Source organism: Nonomuraea sp. NPDC049141 (assembly GCF_040648415.1).
In the GTDB taxonomy this organism is placed as follows: Bacteria; Actinomycetota; Actinomycetes; order Streptosporangiales; family Streptosporangiaceae; genus Nonomuraea.
Genome location: NZ_JBEZDR010000008.1, coordinates 67,110 through 86,328, shown reverse-complemented (window position 1 = coordinate 86,328; position 19,219 = coordinate 67,110). Strand labels below are relative to the sequence as shown.

Annotated in this window: 18 protein-coding genes; 5 read left to right on the top strand and 13 right to left on the bottom strand. The window is 71.4% G+C overall.

Annotated elements, in window-relative coordinates:
• Positions 1–10: 10 nt before the first annotated feature.
• Positions 11–1,021, bottom strand: coding sequence for an aldo/keto reductase (locus AB0B91_RS24755; protein ID WP_358323840.1), 1,011 nt, complete (start codon positions 1,019–1,021; stop codon positions 11–13).
• A gap of 87 nt (positions 1,022–1,108) precedes the next feature.
• On the opposite strand from AB0B91_RS24755, the gene AB0B91_RS24750 reads away from it, so the two are divergent.
• Positions 1,109–1,723 (top strand): helix-turn-helix domain-containing protein, encoded by a 615-nt coding sequence (locus tag AB0B91_RS24750; protein ID WP_358323837.1) that lies wholly within the window; start codon positions 1,109–1,111, stop codon positions 1,721–1,723.
• Between the two features lie 129 nt (positions 1,724–1,852).
• Here AB0B91_RS24750 and AB0B91_RS24745 read toward each other — a convergent pair whose 3' ends face one another.
• The 6 genes from AB0B91_RS24745 to mhpD form a co-directional block, all read right to left on the bottom strand.
• Positions 1,853–2,758, bottom strand: a complete 906-nt coding sequence (locus tag AB0B91_RS24745) for a CHRD domain-containing protein (protein ID WP_358323834.1) — start codon at positions 2,756–2,758, stop codon at positions 1,853–1,855.
• 175 nt (positions 2,759–2,933) lie between these two features.
• Positions 2,934–4,382: a PLP-dependent aminotransferase family protein gene (locus AB0B91_RS24740; RefSeq protein WP_358323831.1), complete on the bottom strand. Its 1,449-nt coding sequence runs from the start codon at positions 4,380–4,382 to the stop codon at positions 2,934–2,936.
• 37 nt (positions 4,383–4,419) lie between these two features.
• Entirely contained in the window at positions 4,420–5,268 is an 849-nt protein-coding gene (locus tag AB0B91_RS24735) for an EamA family transporter (protein WP_358323828.1), read from the bottom strand.
• 321 nt (positions 5,269–5,589) lie between these two features.
• Positions 5,590–6,615, bottom strand: a complete 1,026-nt coding sequence (dmpG, locus tag AB0B91_RS24730) for a 4-hydroxy-2-oxovalerate aldolase (RefSeq protein ID WP_358323825.1) — start codon at positions 6,613–6,615, stop codon at positions 5,590–5,592.
• A complete protein-coding gene (locus tag AB0B91_RS24725; protein WP_358323822.1) occupies positions 6,612–7,574 on the bottom strand; it encodes an acetaldehyde dehydrogenase (acetylating) in 963 nt (320 codons plus the stop codon). The genes dmpG and AB0B91_RS24725 overlap by 4 nt, the downstream gene beginning before the upstream one ends.
• Complete coding sequence (mhpD, locus tag AB0B91_RS24720; protein ID WP_358323819.1) at positions 7,571–8,377, bottom strand: 2-keto-4-pentenoate hydratase; 807 nt, start codon at positions 8,375–8,377, stop codon at positions 7,571–7,573. The genes AB0B91_RS24725 and mhpD overlap by 4 nt, the downstream gene beginning before the upstream one ends.
• Positions 8,378–8,479: 102 nt before the next feature.
• On the opposite strand from mhpD, the gene AB0B91_RS24715 reads away from it, so the two are divergent.
• Entirely contained in the window at positions 8,480–9,241 is a 762-nt protein-coding gene (locus AB0B91_RS24715) for an IclR family transcriptional regulator (protein ID WP_358323816.1), read from the top strand.
• On the opposite strand, the gene AB0B91_RS24710 is transcribed toward AB0B91_RS24715, so the two are convergent.
• Together AB0B91_RS24710 and AB0B91_RS24705 are read right to left on the bottom strand one after the other, a co-directional pair.
• Complete coding sequence (locus tag AB0B91_RS24710; RefSeq protein ID WP_358323813.1) at positions 9,228–10,436, bottom strand: FAD-dependent monooxygenase; 1,209 nt, start codon at positions 10,434–10,436, stop codon at positions 9,228–9,230. The genes AB0B91_RS24715 and AB0B91_RS24710 overlap by 14 nt on opposite strands.
• 54 nt (positions 10,437–10,490) lie before the next feature.
• Positions 10,491–13,868, bottom strand: coding sequence for a BTAD domain-containing putative transcriptional regulator (locus tag AB0B91_RS24705; protein ID WP_358323811.1), 3,378 nt, complete (start codon positions 13,866–13,868; stop codon positions 10,491–10,493).
• A 185-nt stretch (positions 13,869–14,053) separates the two neighbouring features.
• Between AB0B91_RS24705 and AB0B91_RS24700 the strand changes: the two genes are divergently transcribed.
• On the top strand, positions 14,054–14,566 hold the full coding sequence (locus AB0B91_RS24700) for a hypothetical protein (RefSeq protein ID WP_358323808.1): 513 nt from the start codon (positions 14,054–14,056) through the stop codon (positions 14,564–14,566).
• A 102-nt stretch (positions 14,567–14,668) separates the two neighbouring features.
• On the opposite strand, the gene AB0B91_RS24695 is transcribed toward AB0B91_RS24700, so the two are convergent.
• Positions 14,669–15,619: an NAD-dependent epimerase/dehydratase family protein gene (locus AB0B91_RS24695; RefSeq protein WP_358323805.1), complete on the bottom strand. Its 951-nt coding sequence runs from the start codon at positions 15,617–15,619 to the stop codon at positions 14,669–14,671.
• Between the two features lie 104 nt (positions 15,620–15,723).
• On the opposite strand from AB0B91_RS24695, the gene AB0B91_RS24690 reads away from it, so the two are divergent.
• Both AB0B91_RS24690 and AB0B91_RS24685 read left to right on the top strand, forming a co-directional pair.
• The gene (locus tag AB0B91_RS24690) at positions 15,724–16,326 is read left to right on the top strand and encodes a TetR/AcrR family transcriptional regulator (RefSeq protein ID WP_358323801.1); all 603 of its coding nucleotides are present in this window, start codon (positions 15,724–15,726) and stop codon (positions 16,324–16,326) included.
• Positions 16,327–16,509: 183 nt separating this feature from the next.
• Positions 16,510–17,025, top strand: a complete 516-nt coding sequence (locus AB0B91_RS24685; protein ID WP_358323798.1) for a hypothetical protein — start codon at positions 16,510–16,512, stop codon at positions 17,023–17,025.
• A 69-nt stretch (positions 17,026–17,094) separates the two neighbouring features.
• On the opposite strand, the gene AB0B91_RS24680 is transcribed toward AB0B91_RS24685, so the two are convergent.
• The 3 genes from AB0B91_RS24680 to AB0B91_RS24670 form a co-directional block, all read right to left on the bottom strand.
• Complete coding sequence (locus AB0B91_RS24680) at positions 17,095–17,586, bottom strand: DUF4396 domain-containing protein (RefSeq protein ID WP_358323796.1); 492 nt, start codon at positions 17,584–17,586, stop codon at positions 17,095–17,097.
• Between the two features lie 119 nt (positions 17,587–17,705).
• Positions 17,706–18,656: a M56 family metallopeptidase gene (locus AB0B91_RS24675; protein ID WP_358323793.1), complete on the bottom strand. Its 951-nt coding sequence runs from the start codon at positions 18,654–18,656 to the stop codon at positions 17,706–17,708.
• Positions 18,653–19,027 (bottom strand): BlaI/MecI/CopY family transcriptional regulator, encoded by a 375-nt coding sequence (locus tag AB0B91_RS24670; protein WP_358323790.1) that lies wholly within the window; start codon positions 19,025–19,027, stop codon positions 18,653–18,655. Before AB0B91_RS24670 ends, AB0B91_RS24675 begins: the two co-directional genes overlap by 4 nt.
• Between the last annotated feature and the right edge of the window lie 192 nt (positions 19,028–19,219).

Here is a 19,219-nt window from a genome sequence, read left to right as displayed (position 1 = left end):
GGTCGCCCCCTCAGCGGCGAGCTGTGTGTCCGGTGACGGCGGCCGGCACCGGACCGGAGACCTCGTCGAGGCGGGCCACCAGCTCCCCGGGCAGGGTCAGATGAAGGCCGGCCAGGTTCTGCTCGTACTGCTCCATGGTGCGGGGGCCGACGATCACGGTCGTCACATGGGGACGGCCGCGAACCCAGGCCAGCGCGACCGCGGCGGGGGTCGTGCCGAGCTCGGCGGCGATCTTGGTGACCTCCTCGGCGATGCCGAAGTTCCGTTCGGTGAGCTGGCCGGCGGCCCACTCGCGCGCCGCCGGCCGGCCGCTGGCCAGCAGGCGGCCCATCCGGGTTCCCGGCTCCGGAGCGGCGTCCCGCCGGTAGCGGCCGGCGAGGACGCCGCCGCCCAGCGGGCCCCACACCAGGGTGCCGAGGCCATGGCGGGCGCAGACGGGCAGGATCTCGGCCTCGATGTCCCGGGCGAGCAGTGAGTACTGCGGTTGCAGACTGATGAACGGCGTGCCGCCGCAGTGCTCGGCCGCCCACTGCGCCTCGACGATCTGACCGGCCGTGAAGTTGGAGCAGCCGAGGTAACGGACCTTGCCCGAACGTACGAAGCCGTCCAGCGTGGCCATTGTCTCCTCGATGGGCGTGTCGGCGTCCCACATGTGGCATTGGTACAGGTCGATGTAGTCGGTGCCGAGCCGGCGCAGGCTCGCTTCGAGAGCGCGGGTCAGATGAACCCGGGACAACCCACGGTCGTTGGGGCCCGGCCCCTGCGGCATGAACGCCTTGGTGGCGATCACCACCGAATCGCGCCTCCCGCGCACCGCCCGGCCGACGATCTCCTCGGCCTGGCCGTCGGCGTAGTTGGCGGCGGTGTCGATGACGTTGTGCCCGGTGTCCAGGAAGGCGTCGATGATCGGCCGCGCCTCGCTCTCCCCGACACCGAGTCCCCAGGCGGTGCCGAAGTTCACCGTCCCCAGGCAGGCTCGCGAGACCTTCAGCCCGGACCGGCCCATGGTCACGTAGTCCACAGTGTCTCCCCTGGTAGAATCCGGAATTGTGATTCCGCTTAGACGATACGGAATATCGATTCCGCTTGTCAACGTCCGGACGTCGTGATGGCCGACCCCAAACCGCTGCGCGCCGACGCCCGGCGCAACCGGGCGCGCGTCCTGGATTCGGCGGAGGCCGTGTTCGCCGCGGCGGGACTGTCCGCGTCCATGGAGGAGGTCGCCCGGCACGCCGGAGTCGGCGTCGGCACCATTTACCGGCATTTCCCGACCAAGGAAGCGCTGTTCGAGGCGATCGTCGTCAGTCGTTACGAGCGGCTGGCCGAGGAAGCGGACGCGCTGGCGTCCGCGGCGGACGCCGGTGCGGCCTTCTTCGGGTTGTTCACGCGGATGGTGGAGGAGGCGGCCACGAAGAAGGCGTTCGCCGACACGCTGGTCCGTGCCGGTGTCGATGTGAAAGCGGCCACTTCGGCGAGCGGGCGGAAGCTCGTACAGGCCTTCGGCGGGCTTCTGACCCGAGCGCAGGGCGCGGGTGCGGTACGTGACGATGCCGGCATCACCGAGGTGATGGCGATTCTGGCGGGTATGACGCTGGCCGCGGAGCGCGCCGGCTGGGATCGAGACCTGCGGGAGCGAGCCCTGGGCATCGTGTTCGACGGCCTCCGCTCCGCCCGGCCGCTCCGCCCGGCCGCGCTGACGGTCCGCGCTGACGGTCCGCGCTGACGGTCCGCGCTGACGGTCCGCGCTGACGGTCCGCGCTGACGGTCCGTGGTGGCGGTCCGCAGGGTTGGCCGAAACGCACATCGCGCGGGCCGGCCATGATCGGCCGGCCCGCGCGATGTGTGGATCGGCCTACCAGCCGCCACCGTGGAGCTGGCCGCGCACCGCGCCGCCGGGGAACTCGCCGGTGTGCAGGTTGACGTACCAGTTCTTCGGGTTGTGCTTGATCCCGCCGGCGACCTTGGCGGAGGTGCTCGCCGAGCCCGCGATGCCGTTGATCCCGGCGGGCAGGCCGTTGGCGGCACTGAAGAAGTCCACGACCACCGGGCCGTTCTTGCCCTTCTTGCCGCGGTGGATGTGCCCGTTCGTCGGCGCGGCGATCTTCTTCCACGCGGTGGCGAAGTGCACCTGGGTGCCCTTCACCCAGACGAGCCACGCGGCCCGCCCGTCCTTGTCGCCGACCTTCGTGCCGGGCGCCGGAACCTCCTGGCGACCGTCGGCCGACGCGGTGAGCGTGGAGTGCGAGCCGTTCGCCAGCACCGACTCGAGCGCCACCGGGCGGATCCGGTAAAGCTGGGCGCGAACGGCGCCGCCGGTGAACTCGCTGGTGTGCAGGTTGGCGTACCACTTCTTGGGGTTGCTGGTGATCCGGTTGAGCAGGCCGGAGTCGCTGACCTTGACGGTGCCCTTCACGGCGCTGAGGCTGCCGGGCAGCGCCTCGCCGAAGAACGGGATTTTGACGTCGCCGTTCTTGCCGGCTTTGCCCTGGTGGATGTGGAACGCGGTCGGGGCGGTGACGTTCTGCCAGCGGATGGCGTAATCGACCTGGTTGCCGTGGATATGGAATACGGCGATCGCGCTGCCGTTCTTGTCGCCGACTTTCTGACCCGCCGCGGGCACCTCGTTCTTGCCCAGCAGCGAGGCGGCCAGGTAGACGTCGGAGCTCGTGCTCGCCTGCGCGGCGGTGGGTGCCAGGGCGCCGGCGACCAGGATGGTACCGAGAACCAGGCCGGGGACGGTGAGGGTGCGCTTCGTCATGATGACCCTTTCAGATGCCTCGAGGGTGAGGCTCTTTTAGCTGTTGACGCACGGTTGTACGGGGTGCGGCAGCGGCTGGGTTCAACGAAGGAATGTGGAGAAATACGCATGGGAAAGATGGGCGAAAGGTCTTGATTTACTTTGTAAAGGCGCCTGCCGGGTATGCGGATCTTGTTTATGCAAAGATCCGACCTCCTGTCGGACCGGCTTGTTTCAGGCCCGCGCGCATATGGCGTACTGCTGCCGCCAGGGCCGCGACCCCGTCGGTGATCTGGTTGTCGTTCAGGCTGGTGTAGCCAAGGATGAGGCCTTGGCGGCCCGGTGTGGTCAGCCGGTAGGGGGCGACACCGGCGACGCGGACGCCTTGGGCGGCGGCCGCCGCCACTACGTCCTCCTCCTGGAGGTCGTCCGGGAGCCAGACGACGACGTGCAGGCCCGCCGCGATCCCGGTGGGTTCGAAGTCGGGCAGTTGCTGGGCCAGCCGGGTGAGGAGGAGGTCGCGGCGGCGCCGGTAGAGGGGGCGCATGCGGCGCAGATGACGGTCGAACTCGCCCCGCAGCAGGAAGTCGGCGAAGGCGAGCTGCTCGATGGCCGGTGAGCCGCGGTCGGCCAGGAGCTTGGCCTCGGCGACGGCGTCGGCCAGGTGCGGGGGTAACACGAGCCAGCCGAGGCGGAGGCCCGGGGCGAGGGTCTTGCTGGCCGAGCCGGCGTACATGACCACGTCGGGAGCGAGGCCCTGCATGGCGCCGATGGGGGCGCGGTCATAGCGGAACTCGGCGTCGTAGTCGTCCTCCAGGATGAGGGCGCCACGGGCGCGGGCCCACTGAACCGCCCGCATACGGCTACGGGCGGGCAGGACGCCGCCGAGCGGCCACTGGTGCGACGGGGTGAGGACGGCCAGGTCGGCGTCGCCGCGTTCGAGGGCGTCCAGGTCGATGCCGTGCTCGGCGACCGGCAGGCCGAGAAGGTCGAGGTTGTGCGTGCGCGCGTGCTGCCGTATGTCGTCGTGGGCGGAGGGGTCCTCCACGGCGACGCGGCGCGCCCCGCGATGGGCCAGCACGCTGGTGATCAGCATGGCGGCCTGCGCGAAGCCGCTGGTGATGAGCACGTGCGCGGGGTCGGCGCAGGTGCCGCGGGAGCGGTTGAGGTAGTCGGCCAGGGCGGTGCGCAGTTCGGGCAGGCCGTATCCGTCGGCGTAGTTGAGCCGGTCGTGTGGGGCGTCGGTGAGGACCCGCCGCAGTGAGCGGAGCCAGGTGGCGCGGGGGAAGCTCGCCGGGTCCGCGCGGCCGTACCCGAAGTCGATGAGCGGGCCGGGGGACGGTGGCGGGTCGGGAGTGGGGGTGGTTTGCCCGGGTACGGCGGCCACGCGGGTGTAGGAGCCGGGCGTACTGGTGAGATAGCCCTCGGCGGTGAGCTGGTCGTAGGCCCCGACCACGACACCCCGCGAGACCCCGAGCTCGGTGGCCAGGCGGCGGGAGGCCGGCAGAGAGGCCCCGTGGCGCAGCCGGCCCGCGCGGATGGCGTCGCGCAGAGCCGCCTCGATCTGGCGGTGCAACGGGGTGGTGCCGGTCCGGTCGAGGTCCACCAGCAGGTCGTGTACCAGGCTCGAATTCACCGTACTCACCGTCGCAGGGTAACGGCCGCCCGCTTGTCCACTACGGTCATCCGGCGGCGAAGGCGCCGACCGAGACCGCGCACAGGAGCAGTCCCACGGCGTGCACCGGGCTGGTGCGCTCGCGCAGGACGACGGTGGCCAGCGCGACGGTGAAGGCCGGGTAGAGCGAGGTGATGACGGCCGAGACGGCGAGTGTCCCCTGGCCGGTGGCCAGGAAGTACATCAGCGTGGCGCCGACCCCCAGAACTCCTGTCCAGAGCGCGGCCCACGGCGGTTTCCGGTGGGTCGCGTTGTCGGCTCCGGACCGCCTGCCGGCCAGCGCGAACACCGCCAGAGCCGCGGCCAGGACGACGACGGCGCTGAGCTGACTCGCCGCCACCGGCCACAGGCCCGCTCCGTCGCCGGCCCGGTCGAGGCAGATGAACAGCGCGGCGAAGCCCAGCCCGGCGAGCAGCCCCGGGCCGACGCCGCCGGAGCCGCGTCCGCCCGACTGCGTGGAGACCAGCCAGATCCCGGGGATGGCCAGGCCGAGGCCGAGGAGGGCGAGGGTCGTGAACTCGTGGCCGGACAGCAGGTCGACGGGAATGGGCAGGCCCGCCGCGCCGACGGCCGACAGCGGCCCGGCCACGTTCATCTGTCCCCGTGACAGGCCGCGATACAGGGCCAGCGTGCCGATCGCGCCGCCGATTCCGGCGGCCATCCCCCATGCGATCGCGCTCGGGGTGGGGTGAGTGCCGACGGCGAGTGCGGCGGTCAGACCGCCGACCGCGGCGGCGCATTGTCCGATGAGCCCGACCAGGCCGTAGTGGGCTCGGCGCGACAGGAGCCCGCCGAGGAAGTCAGAAGCGCCGTACAGGGCCGCGGCGGCCAGCGCGAGCAGGATTGCCATTGGCATGGCCGGTCACCGGCCCACGCGGTGGGCGCGGCGGGAGGCGTTGGGGCAGGTCGCCCCGCTCACCGGCGCCGGCCTGCGGGCCTGCGGGGATGGGCTGGTGGTCACGCTGGTCTGTCCCATGGTCCGTCACTCTTTCGCAGCAGTTTTATCGAGTCCCATGCTGCCGATGGATTGGATGTCTAGACAGTACCGATTTGTGACCGATATTCAGGTCCGATTTTCGGCGCGCTGCCACGACCGGGACGTCCCGAGACGCACGAGCCCTTGACTGCTCAGCGCCGACATGGGCAGGGACCACGTCGGCGCTGGGCGCGGCGAGAGTCAGGCGGTCGCGGCGTCGCGGGCCGCGGCCAGGTCGAGAGCGATGTCGGTGATCATGTCTTCCTGGCCGCCGACCATCTTGCGCCGTCCGACCTCCACCAGAACGGCCCGCGTGTCGAGGCCGTAACGGGCCGCGGCGGCCTCGGCGTGGCGCAGGAAGCTGGAGTACACCCCGGCGTAGCCGAGCGTGAGGGTCTCCCTGTCCACCCGCACGTCCCGATCCTGCAGCGGGCGGACCACGTCGTCGGCCGCGTCCATCAGCTCGAACAGATCGCACCCGTGTTTCCAGCCCATGAGGTCGGCGACCGCGACGAACGCCTCCAGCGGGCAGTTGCCGGCACCGGCGCCCTGCCCGGCCAGCGAGGCGTCGACGCGCCTGGCGCCGTTCTCGACGGCGACCACGGTGTTGGCGACGCCCAGCGCGAGGTTGTGGTGGGCGTGGATGCCCACCTCGGTGCGGTCGTCGAGCACGTCACGGTAGGCGCGGAACCGGTCGCGCACGCCGTCCATCGTCAGCCGGCCGCCGGAGTCGGTCACGTACACGCAGGCGGCGCCGTACGACTCCATCAGCTTCGCCTGCCGGGCGAGCTCGGCCGGTTCGGCCATGTGGGACATCATGAGGAAACCGGCGACGTCCATGCCCAGGTCGCGGGCGGCCGCGATGTGCTGGGCGGAGATGTCGGCCTCGGTGCAGTGGGTGGCGACGCGTACCGAGCGGATGCCGAGCGCGTGAGCCTGCTTCAGATCGTGCAGGGTGCCGATGCCCGGCAGCAGCAGAGTGGTCGGCACGGCATCGCGGACGACGTCGCAGACGGCCTCGATCCACTCCCAGTCGGTGTGCGCGCCGACGCCGTAGGTGATGCTGGAGCCGGACAGGCCGTCTCCGTGGGCGATCTCGATCGCGGCGACTCCGGCGGCGTCCAGGGCGGCGGCGATGGTGCGGGCCTGCTCCACGGTGTAGCGGTGGCGGACGGCGTGCATGCCGTCCCTGAGGGTCACGTCCTGGACGTACAGGTCAGCGGTCATCGGGAGATCACCTCCGTGAAGCGGTGCGCGGCGATACGTTCCGCGGTACGCAGCGCCGCCGAGGTCATGATGTCGAGGTTGCCGGCGTAAGCGGGCAGGTAGTGGGCGGCGCCCTCGACCTCGAGGAACACCGACACCTTCGCCGCCTCGCCGGACCGGCTGCCGGCCGGCAGCAGCGCGCGCAGCGGGTCGTCGGCGGCGACGCGGTCGAACTGCACCTTCTGCTTGAGGCGGTAGCCCGGTACATAGGCCTGCACCCGGGCGACCATCTCCTCCACCGAGGCGGTCACCGCGGCGTCGTCGCACTCGCCGACCAGGCAGTGCACGGTGTCCCGCATGATCAGCGGCGGCTCGGCGGGGTTGAGGACGATGATCGCCTTGCCCCGGGCCGCGCCGCCGACCTTCTCGATGGCCGCGGCGGTGGTCTCGGTGAACTCGTCGATGTTGGCGCGGGTTCCGGGGCCGGCCGAGCGCGACGAGATCGAGGCCACGATCTCCCCGTAGTGCACCGGGGTCACGGCGGCGACGGCGGCGACGACGGGAATGGTGGCCTGGCCGCCGCAGGTGACCATGTTGACGTTGTCGGCGTCCAGGTGCGCGTCCAGGTTGACCGGGGGGACGACGTACGGGCCGATGGCGGCCGGCGTCAGGTCGATCACCGTACGACCGGCGGCGCGCAACACCTGGTCGTTGCGGCGATGGGCGCCCGCCGAGGTGGCGTCGAAGACGATGCGGACGTCGGCGAACTCGTCCAGGGCCAGCAGACCGTCCACACCCTCGTGGGTGGTGGCGACCTTCATGCGGCGCGCGCGAGCCAGACCGTCGGAGTCCGGGTCGATGCCGACCATCGCCCCCATCTCCAGGGACCCGGACAGCCGCAGAATCTTGATCATCAGGTCGGTGCCGATGTTGCCCGAGCCGATGACCGCGACCTTGGTCCGCTCAGTGGCGGTGGTCATGCCTTCACTCCTTCCGAGGCCGCGAAGCCGACCCCGACCGTGCCGAGGCCCTCGATCCGTGCCACGAATTCGTCTCCCGGCGCGGCGACCGCCATCGGCCCGAGAGCACCGGTGAGGACGATGTCGCCGGCCCGCAGCGGGTCGCCCAGGCCGGCCAGCGTGGCGGCCAGCCACAGGGCGGCGTTGAGGGGGCCGCCCAGGCAGTCGGCGCCGGTCCCTTCCGAGACGGTCTGGCCGTTCTTGGTCATGCTCATCCGTACGCCGCGCAGGTCGACCCGGTCCAGCGGCACGGGGGTGCCGCCCAGGACGAACAGGCCGCTGGAGGCGTTGTCGGCGACGGTGTCGACGATGGTGATGTCCCAGTTCGCGATGCGGCTGTCGACGATCTCCAGCGCGGGCAGCGCGAACGCCGTGGCCCGCAGCAGGTCGGCGACGGTGGGGTCACGGTGCGGCAGGTCCTCGTTCAGGACCAGGGCCACCTCCGCTTCGACCTTCGGTTGCAGGAGCCGGCCGGCGGCGATCTGGCCGCTCTCAGCCACGGCCATGTCGGCGAACAGCACACCGAAGTCCGGCTGCCCCACCCCGAGCTGGCGCTGCACGGCGGGGGAGGTGAGGCCGATCTTGCGGCCGACCGGCCGTCGGCCCGCGGCCAGGCCGCGCTCGACGTTCAGCCGCTGCACGGCGTAGGCGGCCTCGATGTCCGCCTCCGGCAACAGGTCGCGGACCGGGGGGTGGGCCACACCGGTGAGGGCGGCCTCCGCCAGGAGGGTCGCCACCTTGGCCACGGCATCGGGCAGGCTCATGACTGCGGGTACCTCCAGAAAAGGTGGGGGAGCCGGGCACTTGGGGCGCCCGGGTGCCCCCAGATATAGGCGACCGGTCAGTGGGGCGGCAAAATATGTTCCGTGACACGGAACAGCGCTGCGGGAAATATGCTCGACAAGGCGGTATCGATCTTGGACTGCTACCGGCCGGACGGCGGGTCGTTCCGCATGACAGAACTTTCCGCTCGTACGTCACTGCCCAAGACGACGGTGTTCCGGCTCTGCGCGGATCTGGTCCGCCTGGGCCTGCTGGAACGGGAGGCGGACACCTACCGGCTCGGCGGCAAACTGTTCGAACTGGGCTCACTGGTGCCGCGCCGCCATGATCTGCGCGAGGCGGCGCTGCCGTTCCTGCAGGATCTGTTCGAGGCCACCCGCGAGACCGTGCACCTGGGGGTCCGGGAGGGATATGAGGTGGTGTACGTCGAGCGGATCCATGGCCACGACGTCCTGCCGCTGCCCTCCCGCATCGGCGGCCGACTCCCTCTTACCTGTACCGGGGTCGGAAAGGCGCTGCTGGCCTTCTCGGATGCCGAGTTGACCGAGCAGGTGCTCGCTGGGCCGCTGGCCCGGCTCACCCCGCACTCGATCACCGACCCGGTGCGCCTGCGCACCGCCATCGAACAGGCCCAGGTGTCGGGCCTGGCCTACGAGGAGCAGGAAGCGGCGATGGGTGTCAGTTGCATCGCGGCGCCGGTTTTCGACGGACAGGTGGCGGTGGCGGCCCTGTCGGTGGCCGTGCCGCGCGCGCGGTTCCGTCCGGCTCAGCTCGCTCCGGCCGTACGCACCGCGGCCCTGGGCTTGTCGCGCCTGCTGCGCTCGGGGCGACTCAGTAGTTCTTGAGGGCGATGGCGTTCGCGGCGGCGTTGAGCGGCTTCAGGATCGGCCGCAGGGCCAGGTCCTTCCAGGGCAGGCGGCTGACCAGCCGCATCATGGTGGTCTGCATCCGGATCTGGCGGGTGCTGCCGGCCACCATCTGCTTGGCGTTGCTCTCGCCAAGGCTGAGGTTCACGTCGACATATCCCCGCATCTCCTCCTGATAGCGGGCGAACGCCACCCGGTGGTCGCCACCTGCGGCCTTCAACTCGCCGGCCAGCACGTACGCGCCGACGAGGGCGAGACTGGTGCCCTGCCCGGACAGCGGGGACGGGCTGTGCGCGGCGTCCCCGACCAGCGCCACCCGCCCGGCCGACCAGCGGTCCAGATGGACCTGGCTCGCGGAGTCGAAGTAGAAGTCGGGGGAGTGCGGCATGGCGGCCAGCAGGGTGGCGCTCTCCCAACCGGCGCCGGCGAAGGTCTCGGCGACCAGGCGCCGCTGTGCCGCGACGTCGCGACGGTCGGGCAGTACGGCGGGGCTGGGGAAGATGAACTGGGCCTTGGCGGCGGACTGGCGGGTGCTGTAGAGGTTCACGACCTTGCCCGGCGTCGCGTAGATCAGCTCCCAGCGGTCGAGGCCGAGGTGGTTGGGCACGGTGAACACGCACGCGTGCATGCCGAGCGGCCGCACGAACTTCGCCTCGTCGCCGAAGACCCGGGCCCGCAGGTTCGAGTGCAGCCCGTCGGCGCCGATCACGAGGTCGAACATCCGCGGCGCGGAGCGCTCGAAGGTGACCATCACGCCGTCGTCGCTCTGGGTGAGGCCGGTGATGGAGTCGCCGAACAGGTACTCGACGCCGTGCTTGGTCGCGTCGTACACGATGCGGGCCAGGTCACCGCGCAGCACCTCGTCGTCGCCGGGGGAGCGCAGGCCGATGAGGTCGGGGCCCAGGGTCGCGAGCGGCTTGCCGGCCTCGTTCACCCACGCCCCGCCACGCATCCGGGTGCTGTATCGGGTGATGTCCGGGGTGAGGCCCATCCGGTCGACGACGTCCATCGCGACGCCGCGCAGGTCGACCTTGTAGCCGCCTTCCCGCAGCGCCGGGGCCAGTTCCACGATGGTGGGGGTGAAGCCGTACCGGTGCAACCAGTACGCGAGGGCGGGACCGGCCACGCTGGCGCCAACGATGAGGACCGTCTTGTTCGCGAGATGCTGTGTCATGGCAGTAGCGTCGCCGGGCCCGCTTACCGAGGGCTCACCACGCGCTCACCGTCACTAACCGGCCAGCCCGAGCACCTCCTCGGCGGTCATCCCGCGACCTCGCCGCCGCGCCTCGACGTACCGATCGGACCCGAGCGCGCGTTCAGCCGCGGCGGCCACCACAGCCACCCCGGCCACCACAGCCACCCCGGCCACCGCAGCCATTCCGGCCGCCTCCGCTCCGGCCGCCTCCGCCCTGGCCGCCTCCGCCCTGGCCGCGTTCGCCCTGGCCACCTCGGCCACCGCAGCCGCTCTGGCTACCTCGGCCACCTCAGCAGCTCCGGCCACTTCGGCCACCTCCGACGAGGAGGCCGCTTCGTGGTCGGTGGTCAGCTCCACCCCGCGCAGTGACGCCGCGGCGCCCATGAGTGTCGCCGCCCGCTCCGCGTCGCCGGTCAGCAGTGCGGCCCCGGCCAGACCGTCCACCGCGTCCGCGGCGGCCGGCAGGTTCCCGCCGCGTACAGCCGTCTCGAGCGCGGCCCGGTGGTGGGCGCGGGCCTGCGCGGCGTCCCGGTCCATGGTGGCCGTCCAGCCGAGCCCGGTGAGGATACGGGCCCGGATCCGCTGCCCGGTGATCGAGGCATCCCCGCAGTCGGCCAGCGCCGCCTCGTACAACTGCCGGGCCGTGCCCGATTCGCCGGATCGCCGCGCGAGGTCGGCGAGCCCCCGGCGGGCATCGGCGAGCAGATCCGGCGCGCCGACCGCGCGGGCGACTTCGGCGGCCCGCTCGTAGCCGGCTCGCGCAGCCGCGAGCCCGCCGCTCTCGGCCGAGAGGTCGGCGCCCTCGGCCAGGAGGTCGGCGCGGCGTGTGAGCAGGTCAGCGGTGTCCTCCGTACGACCCAGCTCCTCGATGAGCATGATGGCCTCATCCATCCACGCCACCGAGCGTGCCCGCTCACCCCGCGAGGCCGCGATCCCGGCGAGTTTGTCCAGCGCGTTCGCGATCGCCCAGCGATCACCCGTCGACCGGAAACCGGCCAGCGCGGTCGTGAGCTCAGCCTCGGCCGCTGAGGTCTGCCCGCCGAGCAGCAACCGCAGGCCGTCGCCCATGCGCAGGAACGCCTGTGACCACGGGTCGGTGTCGAACAGCCGGTGCTGCCGCGCGGGGGCGACGTCGACCAGGCGTCCGGCCATCGCGAGCAGGAACACGACGTGGGGCCGCCGCAGCGGCCGATCGTACGCGGCGAGGCCGGCGGCGGCGCGGTCCAGGTGGTCGCGCAAGCCGGCGTCGCTGCCGTTGCCGGTCGCGGCGGCGGTCACCACGCAGCACGCGTACTCCTCGGCTACCTCGGTCCTCTCGGTCCTCTCGGTCCTCTCGGCCCATTTGGTTACCTCGGTTGCCTGGGCTACCTGGGCTACCTCGGCCACCTCGGCCGGGGAACCATCACCCAGCTCGCCGAGCAGCTGGGCGGCGAGCGGGGCGGCCTCGCCACGCAGGCCGCGCAGCCACCAGAACCAGGACAAGGCCGCGAGCAGCCGCGACGCAAGCGGCGGGTCGGCGGTGACGGCCCAGCCCAGTGCGGCCAGCAGGTTGCCGTGCTCCGCGCCCAGCCGGGCGAGCCAGTTCAGCTGGTCGGGCCCTCGCAGGTGGTGGTCGGCGGCTTCGGCCAGCGCGGTGAAGCACTCCGCGTGCGCCCGCAGGCATTCCGCCCGCTCCCCGGTCTCGGCGAGCCGCTCCGCGCAGTACTCGCGCACCGTCTCCAGCATCCGGTACCGGCCGTCGTGCGCCTCGACCAGCGACTTGTCCACCAGGCCGGCCAGCACACCGGCCACATCGTCGTACCCGACCGGCCCGGCCAGGCCGCAGACCTGCTCCGCGTCCGTCAGGGTGGCGCCGCCGGCGAACACGGTGAGCCGGCGTGCGAGCGCCTGTTCACGTGCGTCGAGCAGCCCCCAGCTCCAGTCGACCACCGCGCGCAGCGTCTGATGCCGGGGCGCCGCGGTGCGCTCGCCGCGGGACAGCAGCCGGAACCGGTCGGCCAGCCGCGCGTCCACCTCCTCCAGGGTGAACGAGCGCAGCCGGGCCGCCGCCAGCTCGATGGCCAGAGGCAGCCCGTCCAGGGCGGCGCAGATCCGCCGAACCGCGCCGGTCGTGGCCGCGTCCACGACGAACCCGTGCCGTACCGCGGCGGCCCGGTCGGCGAACAGGCGCACCGCCGGACCGGCCAGCGCTTCGGCGAGCGTGGCGTCGGGTCCGGGCACGGCCAGCTGCCCGACCGGGAACAGGACCTCGCCGGTGATGCCGAGCGCCTCCCGGCTGGTGGCCAGGATCCGCAGCGCGGGGCAGGCGGCCAGAAGCCGGTGCGCGAGCCCGGCCGCGCCCGCGACGACGTGCTCGCAGTTGTCCAGAATCACCAGCACCGGCCGGTCGGCCAGTGCCGCGACGAGCCGATCCTCCGGCGGCCCCGACTCGCGGAGACCCAGCGCGGCGGCCACGGCCGGCGCCACCTGCGCCCCGTCGCTCAACGGGGCCAGGTCGACGAAGCACACCTCCCCGGACATTCGGCCGCTCGCCTCCACCGCCAGCCGGGTCTTGCCGGTGCCACCCGGACCGGTCAGCGTGACCAGCCGTGACCCGGCCGGCAGCGTCGCGAGCCGGCGGAGCTCCTCCGCCCGTCCGACGAAGCTGGTGAGCTGGGCCGGCACCCGCCGGAGCGCCGGGGTGGCCGCCGGCTCCGCGCGCAGGATGGACAGGTGCGCCTCGGCCAGCTCGGCGGACGGGTCGACGCCCAGCTCGTCGCCCAGGAATCGGCGGGCCTCCTCGAACACGGTGAGCGCTTCCGCCTGCCGGCCACCGGCGTAGAGGGCTCGCATCAGCAGCGCCCGTGCCCGTTCTCGTAACGGGTGCGCCTCGACCAGTTCCGCCAGTTCGGCGGCCACCGCGTGGTGCTCGCCCAGGGCCAGTGCGGCCTCGGCCCGGTCCTCCACCGCCGCCAGCCGTTCCTCCAGCAGCCGGGCGGCCGCCGCCTCCGCGAACGGCGCGTCCAAGACGTCCGCGAGCGCCGGTCCGCGCCAAAGGTCCAACGCCTCACCCAGCAACACCGCGGCAGCCGCCGGGTCCCCGCCGGCCAGCGCCTGCCTGCCCTGGCCGGCGAGCCGGGCGAACCGGTGCGCGTCCACCGTGTCGAGGCCGACCGCGAGCCGGTAGCCCGCCGATCCGAACTCCACCGCGGCTCCGTCCCGCAGCCCTCGCCGCAGCCGGGAGACCTGCGACTGCAGCGCGTGCGCTACGTCGGCGTGCGCGTCCTCGCCGTACAGTCCCGCGGCCAGCCGGCCGACGCTCACTGCCCGGCCGGCCTCCAGCAACAGCATCGCCAGCAGTGACCGCACCTGCGGCCCGCCCACCGCCACCGGGCCCCCATCGGGCAGACGTGCCTCAACTGGTCCCAACACCCCGAACCACATCAACAGCCCCCGGCTTCGCACATGCCGACAATTATGCCGACCAGCGGTTATGCCACGGGCCCTCTCGTGCACGTCGGTCCGGTCGTACGCGTGATCGGCAGTCGCATCTCACTCCACCTCGCGGGATCCCGTGCTAGCTTTTCTGCATCTTCCTAGTAGGGAAAGTGGGAATTATGAGCGCCGATCTCGCCGCCCTCGCCGCCACCCACCGGGCGTACACGCCGGAGGAGTGCGCCGAGCTCGCCCGTCAGGCCGCGGAGTCCGTCGACATCGGCGCGCTGCCGCGGAGCGGGCCCGGAGGTTATGTGTTGCTGTGGTCGGGCGAGCACTCCATCGCCTGGCTCAACACCTGGTGGGAGGCTCGCGACACCGGCTTCCACGACCACGACGGATCGGCGGTCGGCGTGTACGTCCTGGCGGGCAGGGTGTCCAACGAGGGCCTTCCGATCGAAGGCACGCGGCGGGTCGGGTTCTACGGAGCGGGGGAGTCGTTCTCCTTTCCCGGGACCGGCATCCACCGGATGGATCACGAGGCGGGCGCGATCACGATCCACGTCTACTCGCCGCCGCTGCGCGGCATCGGGCACTACGAGGTGGTGGACGGTTTCCTGCGGCGCACGCCCGGCTCCCCCGACGAGGCCTCGCCGCCGAGCCCGGGGCTGCGCGAGGCCCTCGGCGTCGGCTGATGCTTCTCCCGCGACGTCAGCACTGTCGAGGTTCTGGTCGACGCCGCCGCCGCGCAGCCGCGTGAAGTTCGCGCGGTCACGATGCGGCCGTGCTGCCGCCGTTCATGGCGTGAGGTTCGCGCGGTACCAGTCGAGGGTGGCGGCGATGGCGTCGGCATGCGGTGTCGCGACGAACGGGCCGAAGGCGCGGGTGAACTTCGAGGTGTCGGCCACGAAGGGCCGGTCGCGCTGGTACCAGGTCTCGCCCAGGGCGCGGACCGTGGGATTCACCAGCCCGAGGATGCGTTGCATGGGGCGGCCGAGAGCTGCCGATTTGCCGGGTCGGCCCAGCTCGGCGGAGACCAGGTCGAGGAACTGCTTGCCGGTCACGGGCGGTGCCGCCGGCAGGTGCCAGGCCTGGCCGTCGGCCCGCCCGTCGTTGCCGAGGATCACCAGCCCTTTGGCGATGTCGGGCAGGTAGCTGAGCGAGTGGGGCTGGTCGAGCGGACCCATCCAGCGGGCGACCTTCCCGTCGAGCGCGGCGGCGAACACTGTCGCACCGACGACGGTGTTGACGCCGCCTGGGCCGTAGTAGTCGGAGGCTCTGCCGATGGCGACGCGCAGGGAACCGGAGCGGTGTGCCTCCAGGAGCGCCTGGGCCATCTCGGCGCGGACGCGGCCCTTGGGATTGCGGGCGGCATACGGCATGTCCTCGGTCATGGGGCTGTCGACGGGGCCGTACATGTACAGGTTGTCAGCTAATACCAGTTTGGCCCCCGCGGCGGCCGCGCCCTGGCACACCGTGTCGGTCAGGTGGGGGAACTCCTGCACCCACCGGTCGTAGGCGGGGGCGGCGCAGTGGTAGACGACGTGGGCGCCGTCACAGGCGGCCTTGGCGCCGGCGGGTGTGGTGATGTCGCCTTGGTGGACCTCGACACCGGGCAGGGCCGGGACCCGGCCGCTGCGGTTGACCGCGCGGACGCGATGTCCCTGGGAGACGAGCTCGCGGACCACGGAGCTGCCCGCGGCGCCGCCGGCGCCGAGGACGACATGCAGGTCGGATACAGCGGGCACAGCGGCCTCCTCAAGTGGTTCTCCCCAGAGCCGGGTGATCGGCCGCAGGGAGCGAAGCGATTTCGTAATGGTGTTATGAAACAGCGTTACGCTATGATTGTCAAATGGCCCGACCACGCACCCGCGACTACGACGAGTTGCGCCGAGACCTCCTGGACGCAGCCGGGCGGCTGCTCGCTCAGGAAGGCCCGCAGGCGCTGAGCACCAGACGAGTGGCCCAGGAGGTCGGTACGTCCACCACGGCCGTGTACAACCTCTTCGGCGACAAGGCCGGCCTGCTGCGCGCGATGTTCCTGGAAGGGTTCGCCCGGCTCGCCCAGCAGTTCGCCACGGTGCCGCGCGATGGCGACCCAGAGGCCGATCTGATGGCCCTCGGATACGCCTATCGGGCCGCCGCCCTGGCCAACCCTCACCTGTACGAGCTGATGTTCGGACGGCCCATCGCGGACTTCCGGCCCGACGAGGCGGCCCTGGCGCAGATCCAGGGGACGTTCGACACCCTGATAGGCGCCGTCGCGCGGTGCATCGATACGGGGCGGTTCGCCCCATCGAACCCCTACGATGTCGCGGTCCACCTCAACGCCCTGGTGCACGGACTGGCGAGCCTGGAGCTAAAGGGCGCCCTGGCGGACCGCGATCAGGCCGACCGCCACTGGCGCATCGCCCTGGAGGCCACCTTCCGCGGCCACCGCGCCGGCATGCCGTGACGTCGGGGCGTTCACCAATACCGCGGAGAGTGGTGGTGGTGCCGCCCGACCACCCGCCCGAGCCACCCGTGACGGCACGATTACTGGGGGCGCCGTTCCATTTCACCGTTCCGCATGGAACGGGATGGCACGCCTTAGTGGTGACCGGCTGTCCTTCTATGACGGCCCAAGCATGGAGAACACATGTCTGTCGGTTCCACGGAAAAGCGAGGCCGGACCAGACTCCGCCTCCTGCAGGTGTTCGGCACCATCGCGGCGCTCCTGCTCGCCATGGGGGTCACGGCTCTGCCCGCCTCCGCCGCGGTGCAATCATGCTCCGGCCAGGTCGAATCCAATGTGTGCCTCACCATCACCGCACTCGGCAACGGTAGATATGCCGCCGAAATCGGCCTGGACTACCGCATCGGCCAAGACGACGCCCAGACGATCATCGACGCCATCGGTGACCCCGTCAGCGCCACAGTGCTCGACGACGACGGCGGGGTCTTGAGAACGCTGTTCGTCACGCCCATCTTCGTCCAGGGCGCTTCACCAGACGCTGGATACAGTGTCGGCGCCCGCGCCGAGGGTCCCGGAGGCCTGCTGAACGGTGACTCCGGCATCGACACGCTGCGCGGCCGGGTCACGATGTACGACCCGCGCACGGGGACGACTCGGACCTTCACCACACCGGTGGTGTCGATAACCATCGTCGCTTAGCGTAATCGAGAGGTGTTCAGTACGAGCCTCCGATGCAGGTCGGGGGCTCGTCGGCGTCGACGTGGTGGCTCAGTGGTGGTAGGCGTGAACCGCCGCATGGCCCTTGCCCCGGCCGATGATCCACTTGTTGACCGGAGTGGTGACCACGAAGGCGACCAGCAGGGACAGTGCCAGGGCGCCCCAGAACAGCCCGGAGGCCAGGGTGGCGTTCATGGCGCCGGGGATGACGAGCATCACGCCGTTGTCCACGATCTCCATCACGATGATCGACACGGTGTCGGCGGCCAGTGCCAGCTTGATCGCGGTGCCCCAGTTCACCCCTGCTCGGCGGAGCGGTAGCAGGGTCAGCAGGTAGCCGAAGAAGAAGGCGAGCACCACGGCCACGGCGATCGACGGGGCCGTGCTCCAGCCAAGTGCGGTGGCGATCACCAGGCCGAGGATCTCGCCGATGGCGCACCCGGTCAGGCAGTGCAGGGTCGCCGACGCCGCCGTCGACCACGACACCTTGCCGGGTTGCGCGGCGTGCTCATGCGCCTCGTGCTGATGGTGCTGCTCGCTCATGAGGTACTCCCAAGGTCGTGATTTAACTGGCTTGCTCCGAAGTTATACCCCCCATGGGTATATGAGCAAGAGGGAGCGGGTGATGCCCGATTACTACTATTGCCTATCGTAGATTGGGCTCAGAGGTTGAAGAAGGAGTGGCAGTGGTGGGCGAGGAACGCGCTCACGCCCGGGATGGCGGCCAAGATGGCAGGGCCCGCCAGCAGCAGCGTGACCGCGGCCCGCCCGGCCAGGCGTTCCCGCCGGGCGAGTGGCGCCTCCGGGTTCAACATCCGGCGGACGCGGGTCAGGGCCGTCTGGCCGCCCGCGCCCAAGGCGAAGGCCGGAACCCGGCCGGTCGCGAGCCGGACCAGGGCCGCGGCGATGTGCACGCGTGGATGGCGACTGGCCGCGACGTCGTCGGCCAGCAGTTCGACCAGCCGGGCGATCTCGGTTTGCGCGCGGACGAACAGCGGGACACCGGGAAAGGCCCGCAGCAGGGCCTCGGTGCCGGCCAGGACCAGATGATGCCGCCCGCGCAGGTGGGCCTGCTCGTGCGCGAGCACGGCGGCGACGTGCTCGGGAGCCAGGGACCGCAGCGCGCCGGTGGTGATGACGGCCTTGCCGTTCCTGCCGGGCAGGCAGTACGCCAGGCATTCCTCGTAGTCGACCACGACCGCGCCCAGTTCGCCGTCGTGCCGTCCGAGCAGGGCGAGCGCCTCGGCGTGCCGCAGCCTTTCCCGGCGTGCGCCGAGCAGGACCGCCCCGCCGGTATAGAGCACCCGCGCCACGAGCAGCCCGGCGGCGGCGAGGCCCACGCGCGTGCTCGTGCTGCTCAGCGTCGCTCCGTCGCCGAGCAGGGCGGCGCAGGCCTCGAACAGTTCGGCGAGCTCGTGCCCCACCACCGAGGCGGGCACGGCCACGGCGAACGCCGACAGCAGCGCCGAGATGACCACCGAGATGCTCGCCGCCTGCCACATCGCGATCGCCAGTCGCGGCGCACGGTCCGCCCAGGTGGCCCGCCTCAGGAAGCGCGGCAGAACCAGAGCGGCGAAAACGCAGTACAGCGCGAGGATCGCTGCCACGATCATGACCGGCGTCCCTTCGGCGGGTAGACCTGGAGTGCCGCATCCAGGGCGTTCGCCTCTTCGGGTGTGAGTCGTTCGATGAAGTGCACCAGCGTGGCCGCCCGGTTTCCGCTCCTGGACAGCGAGTCGCGCATCACCTCGGCGGTGTAGGCCTCCTTGGAGGACACCGTCTCGTAGACGTAGGCCCGGCCGACAGGTTCGCGCTTGAGCAGGCCCTTGGTGTGGAGCTTGTCCATCACGGTCATCACGGTCGTATAGGCGATGGTGCGTTCCTGCTGGAGATGTTCCAGGACGTCCCTGACCGAGGCGGGCGCGTTGGTGGCCCACATACGATCCATGATCGTGGACTCGAGTTCGCCCAGGCGGCGCACCATCTGACCATCTCCTCCGGCTGTCGTCCGCCTGATGCTACCGGCGCGCTTGCCGCCGCACCTACGACCCATCATAGTAAGCTGGCGGGACTCGGACAGTTTCCGGTTCACCCCAGGGGAGCCAGTGGGAGTTCTGCGGCAGGGCCTCGCGTTGCGGGTCGCGCGTGGCTCCCTGCTCGTCGTTCTCTCCTTGGG

Bases quoted from the DNA above. Each gene is read 5' to 3' on its own strand.
- AB0B91_RS24750 (WP_358323837.1), top strand. From the start codon at position 1,109: ATGGCCGACCCCAAACCGCTGCGCGCCGACGCCCGGCGCAACCGGGCG.
- AB0B91_RS24745 (WP_358323834.1), bottom strand. From the start codon at position 2,758: ATGACGAAGCGCACCCTCACCGTCCCCGGCCTGGTTCTCGGTACCATC.
- AB0B91_RS24735 (WP_358323828.1), bottom strand. From the start codon at position 5,268: ATGCCAATGGCAATCCTGCTCGCGCTGGCCGCCGCGGCCCTGTACGGC.
- dmpG (WP_358323825.1), bottom strand. From the start codon at position 6,615: ATGACCGCTGACCTGTACGTCCAGGACGTGACCCTCAGGGACGGCATG.
- AB0B91_RS24725 (WP_358323822.1), bottom strand. From the start codon at position 7,574: ATGACCACCGCCACTGAGCGGACCAAGGTCGCGGTCATCGGCTCGGGC.
- mhpD (WP_358323819.1), bottom strand. From the start codon at position 8,377: ATGAGCCTGCCCGATGCCGTGGCCAAGGTGGCGACCCTCCTGGCGGAG.
- AB0B91_RS24710 (WP_358323813.1), bottom strand. From the start codon at position 10,436: ATGACACAGCATCTCGCGAACAAGACGGTCCTCATCGTTGGCGCCAGC.
- AB0B91_RS24700 (WP_358323808.1), top strand. From the start codon at position 14,054: ATGAGCGCCGATCTCGCCGCCCTCGCCGCCACCCACCGGGCGTACACG.
- AB0B91_RS24690 (WP_358323801.1), top strand. From the start codon at position 15,724: ATGGCCCGACCACGCACCCGCGACTACGACGAGTTGCGCCGAGACCTC.
- AB0B91_RS24685 (WP_358323798.1), top strand. From the start codon at position 16,510: ATGTCTGTCGGTTCCACGGAAAAGCGAGGCCGGACCAGACTCCGCCTC.
- AB0B91_RS24680 (WP_358323796.1), bottom strand. From the start codon at position 17,586: ATGAGCGAGCAGCACCATCAGCACGAGGCGCATGAGCACGCCGCGCAA.
- AB0B91_RS24675 (WP_358323793.1), bottom strand. From the start codon at position 18,656: ATGATCGTGGCAGCGATCCTCGCGCTGTACTGCGTTTTCGCCGCTCTG.
- AB0B91_RS24670 (WP_358323790.1), bottom strand. From the start codon at position 19,027: ATGGTGCGCCGCCTGGGCGAACTCGAGTCCACGATCATGGATCGTATG.